Raw genomic sequence first — 8,062 nt, forward strand, 5'->3', positions numbered from 1 at the left:
CTACACCACGAAGCACAAGAAGAAGGCACCGACTGCGAAGGTCTCTCCTTTCTACAAGAAAACCATCGGTTACGGACTGCCGGACTTCGCAGAGGAACTCAACTACGGAGTCGATCTATCAACCATCTGATAATGGTATCAGGTTGGTGGGGTAAAGGTGCCCCATCAACCATTAAATCCGTATACCCGCGAAATGTAGTTCTTCGGCGACAGCGAGAAAGCAGCGTAAGTGTCGAATCTCCATTTCGCCTCCTGTTGTCAGTACAAAGGCCGTTTGAGAGTCGCAGCGTTGTAGCCGCTCATCTCACCGAGTTCATCCAGTTCAGGCCTGTCGCCGCTTTTGTGGCGCTGCGCGACTGCCTCGCCCTGCGGTCCGGGCAAGGCGTGTGACCAGCCGCCGGCCAGCGTCTTGTAGACCGCCACCAACGCCGTCGCCCTGCGGGTGGCGCTTTGTGCCAGCAAGTCTTCGGACTCCAAGCGTGAACGTTCGGCCTCCAGCACATCCAAAACATGGATGGCGCCGCCCTCAAATTGCAGGCGAGCCGTCTTGGCTGCCCGGCGGCTGGCCTCGGTCGCCTGTACCAGCATGGCGTTCTCGGTCTGCGCGCGCGATAGGCGTACCAGCGCGTTCTCGGTTTCTTCCATGGCGCGCAGCACCGTGCGCTCGTATACCGCCAAGTTTTCGGCAGTGGCTGAATTGGCCGCCGCGATGCGCGACCGCACCCGGCCCACGTCTAGGAAGGAACCACCCACACCGAGCGAGATCATTCGCGTTTCACTATCACGCTCGAACAACGAACCAAAGCCCAACGCCTGCGTGCCGATCAGCCCTCCCAACGTAAAGCGAGGGAACAGGTCTGCCATGGCTACGCCGATACGCGCAGTGGCCGCAGCCAGCCTACGTTCTGCCGCAGCCACATCGGGACGGCGACGCAGTAGATCGCCCGGTGCACCGGCGTTGATCTGGGCGGGCAGCTCAGGCAAGGCTGCGGGGTGATCCAGCACTTCGGCCATCGCCGCAGGCGTGCGGCCAGTGAGCACGGCAATGCGGTGGGCGGCCACAGCAGCCTCAGCTTCAAGCGGCGGAATGCGCGAGCGTGTCAGCGCCAATTGCGTGCGGGCGCGGTCGGCATCGAACGACGTGCCCCGGCCGTTCTCGAACAAGACCTCGATCAGCCGCAGCGTATCGGCTTGGTTGATTTCGTTGTCCCGCGCGACCTGTAATTGCACTTGCAAGCCGCGCAAGCGGAAATAGGCGTCGGTCAACTCGGCCACCATAGCCACTTGTACGCCCGCCAGGTCGGCTGCGCTGGCCTCGGTCTCGGCGCGCTGCGATTCCACGCTGCGCCGCACTCGGCCAAAGAAGTCCAATTCCCAGATCACGGATAGGCCAGCCGAATGCAGATCGTTATCCCGGTCGGAGCGGGACGCATCCGGTGCTTGTGCAGCACTGGCGCGCTGGGTACTGATTTCACCGGACGCGCCCAGCGTCGGATAGTAGTCTTGGCGACGTTCGCGCGACAGTGCGCTGGCTTGCTCGTAGCGCGACAGTGCTATGCGGATGTCGTGATTGGCGTGAAGAGCATTCTCCACCAAAGAGTGCAGCACCGGGTCATCCAGTTCCCGCCAGAATTGCGCATCGGCCTCCGGTACAAGCTGGGACACGGCAACGGGGTCTTGGCGGGCATACGTCACTGCCTGGGGCGCGGCAGGTGCCTTGTAATTCGGCCCTACTGCGCAAGCTGCCAGCGTCAACGCCACCAAAGGGAGCAGTACCAGATGTGGCATCCGACGTAGGCATGGTCGGATGCGGGATGGCGTTTGAAGCATGACGGAATCAGTCCTTGTGGAGTCAGTCATGGGTGGCCTCCATGGCGACATTTGCCTGGCGACGTGGCTTGCGCGTCGCGAGCCTGCGTAACGCGACGTAGAAAACAGGAGTCAGGAATAAACCGAACAAGGTCACGCCGAGCATGCCGGCGAACACAGTCACTCCCATAACCTGGCGAATCTCCGCGCCTGCGCCGGAACCGACCATCAGCGGCACCACGCCAGCGATGAAGGCGATGGAAGTCATGATGATCGGGCGCAGACGAAGGCGTGATGCCTCCAGCGCGGCATCGAGGATGCTGTGCCCCTTGCGCTCAAGTTCACGGGCGAACTCCACGATCAGAATGGCATTCTTGGAGGCCAGACCAATCAGCACTATCAAGCCAATCTGCACGAAAATGTTGCTGTCACCACCCGCGAGCCACACGCCCGTCATGGCCGACAACAGGCTCATGGGCACGATCAGGATGACGGCCAGCGGCAACGTCCAGCTTTCGTACAGTGCCGCCAGCACCAGGAAGACCAACAGTACCGCCAGCGGGAACACCACCAGCGCGGTATTGCTTTGCGTGACCTGCTGGTAGCTGAGGTCGGTCCACTCCAGTTGCATGCCTGGCGGCAGCACCTTGTCTGCAATGGATTGCACTTGCTGCAATGCCTGCGATGACGACACCAGACGCGGATCTGACTCACCAATCAGGTCGGCAGATGGATAGCCGTTGAAGCGGATGACGGGATCGGGGCCGAATGTCTTGCGCACGTCCACCATGCTGCCGATGGGCACCATGTCGCCATTGGCGTTGCGGGTGCGCAGTTTGACCACGTCCTCGACAGAACTGCGGAACGGTGCGTCCGCCTGAGCCATCACCCGGAAGGTGCGGCCAAAGCGCGTGAAGTCGTTGACATACGCCGAACCCAGGTACACTTGCAGCGTATCGAAAAGATCGGTCACGGCCACGCCCTGTGCCTTCGCCTTGGTGCGGTCCACTACGACGTCAAGCTGCGGCACATTGGCCTGATAGGAACTGATCGGATATTGGAATCCCGGTTCTTGCGAGATGGCCGTCGCCAGCTCGGTGGTCGCCGTCTGCAATGCGGCATAGCCCTCACGGTTGCGATCCTGCACGTAAAGAGAGAACCCGGAACCCGCGCCCAGCCCCATGACAGGGGGCGGCATGATGGCAAAGGCCAGACCGTCCTGCTCCTGAGCGAAGCGCTCGTTCAACTGTTCCGCAATCTCGGTTGCAGTGTGCTTGCGCTCATTGATGGGCTTGAGTACGAAATACACTAGGCCGCTATTGGACGTGTTGGTCAACTGCAAGGCGTTCATGCCCGGGAACTGCACGGCGTTGTAGACGCCATCGGTCTTGAGCGCGATGTCGCTCACACGGCGGACCAGCGCTTCCGTGCGCTCCAGGGATGCACCCTCGGGTAGCTGGATGACACCGAGGAGATACAGCTTGTCCTGCATGGGGATGAATCCGCCAGGGACGGCCTTGAACACAGCTCCCGTCGCCACCAGTAGCGCGATGTAGACGAGAAACACCGCACCACGCCGCCCGAGGATGCGCGACACGCTGTTTCCATAGCCATCCGCGCTGCGCAGGAAGAAACGGTTGAACGGCCGGAATATCCAGCCCAGACTGCGATCCAGCACCCGCGTGGGCAGGTCTGGCGCGGCACCATGCGGGCGAAGCAGGCGCGCGGCCAGCGCAGGCGACAGCGTCAGCGAGTTGATGGCCGAAATTACCGTGGAGATCGCAATGGTGACGGCGAACTGTTTGTAGAACTGCCCTGTCACGCCGGACAGGAATGCCATAGGCACGAATACCGAGCACAGCACCAGCGAGATGGCGACGATGGGGCCACTGACTTCGCGCATGGCCTGATGGGCCGCAGCCAGCGGCGCCAGCCCTTCGGCGATGTTGCGCTCGACGTTTTCCACCACCACGATCGCGTCGTCCACCACGATCCCGATGGCAAGCACGAGTCCAAAAAGCGTGAGCGTATTGATGGAAAAGCCCAGCATCAGCAGCACGGCGAAGGTGCCTACCACCGACACCGGCACGGCTAGCAGTGGGATGATGGAGGCACGCCAAGTCTGAAGGAACAAGATCACCACCAGCACCACCAGTCCGATGGCTTCCAGCAGAGTGTTGACGACCGCCTTGATCGACTGACGCACGAAGACAGTTGAGTCATACTCCACCGACCATTCCACTCCCTCGGGAAAGCGCTTGGCCAACTCGTCCATCTTCGCGCGGACTTGATCCGAGATTTCGATGGCATTGGCGCCCGGGGCTTCAAAGACAGAGATCGCGACAGCAGGCTTGTTGTTGAGCAACGACATCAGCGAGTAGCTGGATGCGTCCATTTCCACGCGCGCCACATCTCGCAGCCGGGTGACCTGACCCTGCGATCCGGTCTTGACGATGACGTCGCCGAACTCTTCTTCCGTCACCAGCCGGCCCTGCGCATTGATGGACAGGAGGAAGTCGCTTCCCGAGGGGTTGGGCGGCGCACCTAGTTGACCGGCCGAGACCTGGACGTTCTGTTCGCGCACGGCTTCGACCACATCGCCGGCGGTCATACCCAGCGCCGCAATTTTGTCGGGGTCCAGCCATAAGCGCATGGCGTAGTCGCCAGAGCCGTTGATCGTGGCATCGCCCACCCCCTGGATGCGTGCCAACTCGTCGCGTACATGGAGCACGGCATAGTTGCGCAGGTACAGCGCGTCATAGCGATCGCCCGGCGAGCGCAACTGCACGAGCAGCGTTTCGTTGGGGAACTGTTTGACGGTCACCACACCTTGCTGGCGCACCGCTTCGGGAAGACGCGGCTCTGCCTGGGCGACACGGTTCTGTACCTTGACCTGGGCGTCGTCGGGATCGGTGCCAGGACGGAAGGTGACGGTCAGCACCAACACGCCATCACTACCGGCCACGGACTTCATGTAGAGCATGTTTTCCACGCCGGTGATGGATGCCTCCAGTGGTGCGGCTACCGTGTCGGCGATTTCGCGCGGATTTGCGCCAGGATACGTGGCGCGAACCTGTACGGTGGGTGGCACGACTTCCGGGTACTCGCTGACGGGCAAGAGCGGGATCGCGATCAACCCAACCACGAAAATGATGATGGACAGCACGGCCGCAAAAATCGGCCTGTCCACGAAAAAGCGGGCAAAGTTCATGATGGCTGGCTCTCCGCGCTCATTCGCTCGCCTGGGCGATTTGTCGGCCTGCAGGCGCCATTTCAATGTCCTGGGCCGTCACTGGCATGCCGACAGAAACCTTCTGGATGCCGTTGACGATCACGCGGTCGCCGGGATTTAGACCTTCCTCGACGATGCGCAGGCCTTCGGCCTTGCGTCCCAGCGTGATGTCGCGGCGCTGGGCGGTGTTGTTCTCATCGATCACATACACGTACTTGCGGCTCTGGTCGGTCAGGATGGCCTTGTCGTCGATCAGCATGGCCTCGAAACTGCCGCTACCCGGCAGGCGCACTCGGGCATAGAGGCCCGGCGTAAGCAGGCCGTCGGGATTGACCAGGGTGGCGCGTGCGCGGATGGTGCCGGTGGCCGCATCGACACGGTTGTCCACGAAGTCCACGTTTCCGGCGTGTGGATAGCCGTTCTCGCCGACCAGGCCCACCTGCACCGGGATACTTTCGCTGCGCTGGTCGGGGCGCTCTCCGTTGCGAGCCATGTGGGCGTAGCGCAGATAGGTACGCTCGTCGACATCAAAATGCACGTGCACCGGGTTCAGCGAGACTACGGTGGTCAGGATGCTGGCCTGGCCGTCAGCACTCACCAAGTTGCCTGCCGTGACCAGTGCACGTCCGGCGCGGCCTGTGATGGGCGAACGTACCTGGGTGAACGACAGATCCAACTTGGCGGTCTCGACTGCGGCTTGGGCGAACTGCACGTTGGCTTGGGCCTGATCGGCGGCGGCGTGGCGCTGCTCCAACTCCTCGGTGGAGGCTGCTTGCAACGAAGCCAGCTTTTGAGCACGGGCCGCTTCGCTACGTGCCAGTGCGGCCTGCGTGCGGGCGCGGGCCAAGTCTGCTTCCGCGCGAGCCAGAGCAGCACGGTAACTGCGAGCGTCAATCTCGAACAGCACGTCGCCACGTTTGACGATCTGGCCCTCTTCGTAATTGACCCTGTCGATGTAGCCACTCACACGTGGCCGCAGCGCAACGCTTTCCACCGCCTCGACGCGGCCATTGAACTCATCCCATTGGACGATCTTGCGCACCGACACAGGTGCCACGCTGACCGTGGGTGGAGGGGCGGCGACCGCGTCGGCGGCGTCGCTATTGCAGCCAGCTAGGGACAGCGCCAGCAAGCTCGCCGCAGCTAACGGCAAGGCGCGGCGCCAGGAAGGCAGGACCGCAAGGTAAGGCAATGTGCTCATTGTTTTCAGTCTCCAAGGGATGGCGAAACCCGGTTGATAAAATTTGACATACGTGACGTATGCCATTTATCATCCACTCATACGCAACGTATGTCAATCATTTACATACACTTCGTATGTGAAAAATCGGAGGACGACCTAATGGCACAAAAGCGTGCAGAGATGATTGAGGAAACGCGGGCCAAGCTCATCAGTGCCGCCCGCGCTGCGTTCGCAACCGTGGGATATGCGGACAGTTCAATGGATGAGCTGACGGCCCAAGCCGGACTGACGCGCGGAGCGCTCTATCACCACTTCGGTGGAAAGAAAGGGCTGCTGGAGGCGGTCATCGCCCAGATTGATGCAGAGATATTTGGCCGACTGGCCGTCATCGTCGAGGAGGCGGAGTCCACCTGGGACGGCTTCGTTCAGGAGTGCATTGGCTACATCAAGATGGCCGTCGAGCCCGAAGTCCAGCGGATCGTCCTGCTGGACGGGCCAGCGGTTCTGGGCGATCCCTCCCAGTGGCCCAGCCAGAACGTGTGCATCGTGAATACGCGCCGCAGCCTCCAGAAGTTGATCGAGGAGGCAGTCATACGCCCCGTCGATCCCCTGGCGACGGCCCGCCTGATAAGCGGGGCGCTGCTGGGCGCATCGCTGTGGATCGCCAGCGCAGACGACCCACGCGCCGCTTCCGAAAAAGCCGTGCAGGGATTTCTTGTACTGGTGGCGGGCTTGCGGCGGGACACCTCTCCCGCGCAGCCGTAACAACCCAAAGGTGCCGACCGGCAGGCCGGACTCTTTGACCCAGACCATTCACCTATTTGGATTTTGACCATGAACCCTTTCAAAAATCATCGTGGATACTCGACCATGTATCAGGAAGGAAGCCTGACGCTGGGTCTTTTCTTCGCCATCGAGTCCTACCCTGGCGCCATTCCTGAGATGGACGTGGCACAGCAGATTCGCACGGCACAATTGGCTGAAGCTCATAACTTTGGGTATCCGGAATTTCTGGTTGATAAAATGCCAAAGATGTAAAGAAGAAAATCTTTCTCAGCGGATTATCTGATTGATCCTCTTCAGCCTACTCTACTGCCAATTTTCTGTTTCCACCTTCGCCTGAGTCTTCATAGCGATGCTGACTAGGGAGGACAGCGAGAGCTGGGCAAGCGTCAAAGCGGTTCTGGTTCATGCGCAATCCGGACACCTGCACAACATTCCTCTTGTAAGAAACCGATCAAATTCTCTAGGTGCCCATACTCGGGTATACAGACAATCGTGCGGCTATGTTTCTCCTGCCGGATCAGCCCTACCTTGGCCATGCGCGCAAGGTGATGTGATAGCGTCGAAGCAGGAATACCCAGCCCCTTCTGGATATCTCCGGCCGAAGCCCCATCATGGCCAGCTTTGACCAGAAAGCGGAACACGGACAGTCGGTGACTATTCCCTAGCTCAGCTAAGCTGGCTGCAACCTTTTCGTGATCCATAGCACGCCCCAATAATTCGATGTTTCTAGAATTATAGTTGACAGGTCGGATAAACGCAAGTAGGCTGCGTACATCATTTCGACAATACTAGAAATATAGGAGTAATATTGAATGTCATCTCAACTCCAAGACGCTCTAGGCATGTTCGCCTTTCTCGCTATCGAGCTATCGGTTTTATTCATTGGCATTAGCTTGCTGGTCGGAGTTCTTCAACGTCACATCCCACCATCCAAGGTGGAAGCGTTACTGACTTCCAGTGGGAAGCGAGGCTATTTTCTTGCTGCTGGTTTAGGAGCTATAACGCCCTTCTGTAGTTGCTCGACTATCCCCATGTTGAAAGGGTTGATTCGG

7 protein-coding genes are annotated in these 8,062 nt (G+C 60.1%); 3 read left to right on the forward strand and 4 right to left on the reverse strand.

Annotated features, from left to right (window positions below; all coding sequences use genetic code 11):
* Positions 1 to 258: 258 nt before the first annotated feature.
* Genes BLW68_RS20610 through BLW68_RS20620 form a run of 3 tightly spaced genes read right to left on the reverse strand, consistent with a single transcriptional unit; the run spans position 259 to position 6,242 of the window.
* Positions 259 to 1,830 carry an efflux transporter outer membrane subunit gene (locus tag BLW68_RS20610; protein ID WP_050483201.1) on the reverse strand — a complete coding sequence of 524 codons (1,572 nt, stop codon included), beginning with the start codon at positions 1,828 to 1,830 and terminating at the stop codon, positions 259 to 261.
* 22 nt (positions 1,831 to 1,852) lie between these two features.
* Positions 1,853 to 5,020, reverse strand: a complete 3,168-nt coding sequence (locus BLW68_RS20615; RefSeq protein WP_092797144.1) for an efflux RND transporter permease subunit — start codon at positions 5,018 to 5,020, stop codon at positions 1,853 to 1,855.
* Between the two features lie 19 nt (positions 5,021 to 5,039).
* The gene (locus BLW68_RS20620) at positions 5,040 to 6,242 is read right to left on the reverse strand and encodes an efflux RND transporter periplasmic adaptor subunit (RefSeq protein WP_092797146.1); all 1,203 of its coding nucleotides are present in this window, start codon (positions 6,240 to 6,242) and stop codon (positions 5,040 to 5,042) included.
* A gap of 141 nt (positions 6,243 to 6,383) precedes the next feature.
* Here BLW68_RS20620 and BLW68_RS20625 point away from each other — a divergent pair, with 141 nt between their 5' ends.
* Together BLW68_RS20625 and BLW68_RS21515 are read left to right on the forward strand one after the other, a co-directional pair.
* Complete coding sequence (locus tag BLW68_RS20625) at positions 6,384 to 6,989, forward strand: TetR/AcrR family transcriptional regulator (protein WP_092797148.1); 606 nt, start codon at positions 6,384 to 6,386, stop codon at positions 6,987 to 6,989.
* A 69-nt stretch (positions 6,990 to 7,058) separates the two neighbouring features.
* Positions 7,059 to 7,262 (forward strand): hypothetical protein, encoded by a 204-nt coding sequence (locus BLW68_RS21515; protein WP_028624798.1) that lies wholly within the window; start codon positions 7,059 to 7,061, stop codon positions 7,260 to 7,262.
* A gap of 134 nt (positions 7,263 to 7,396) precedes the next feature.
* Here the strand turns inward: BLW68_RS21515 and BLW68_RS20630 are convergent, their stop codons facing one another.
* Positions 7,397 to 7,711 carry an ArsR/SmtB family transcription factor gene (locus tag BLW68_RS20630; protein ID WP_020742476.1) on the reverse strand — a complete coding sequence of 105 codons (315 nt, stop codon included), beginning with the start codon at positions 7,709 to 7,711 and terminating at the stop codon, positions 7,397 to 7,399.
* 111 nt (positions 7,712 to 7,822) lie between these two features.
* Between BLW68_RS20630 and BLW68_RS20635 the strand changes: the two genes are divergently transcribed.
* On the forward strand, positions 7,823 to 8,062 hold a 240-nt coding region (locus BLW68_RS20635; protein ID WP_177172302.1), incomplete at its 3' end, for a permease.

The sequence above is a fragment of the Rheinheimera pacifica genome, from assembly GCF_900108485.1.
Classification (GTDB): Bacteria; Pseudomonadota; Gammaproteobacteria; order Enterobacterales; family Alteromonadaceae; genus Alishewanella; species Alishewanella pacifica.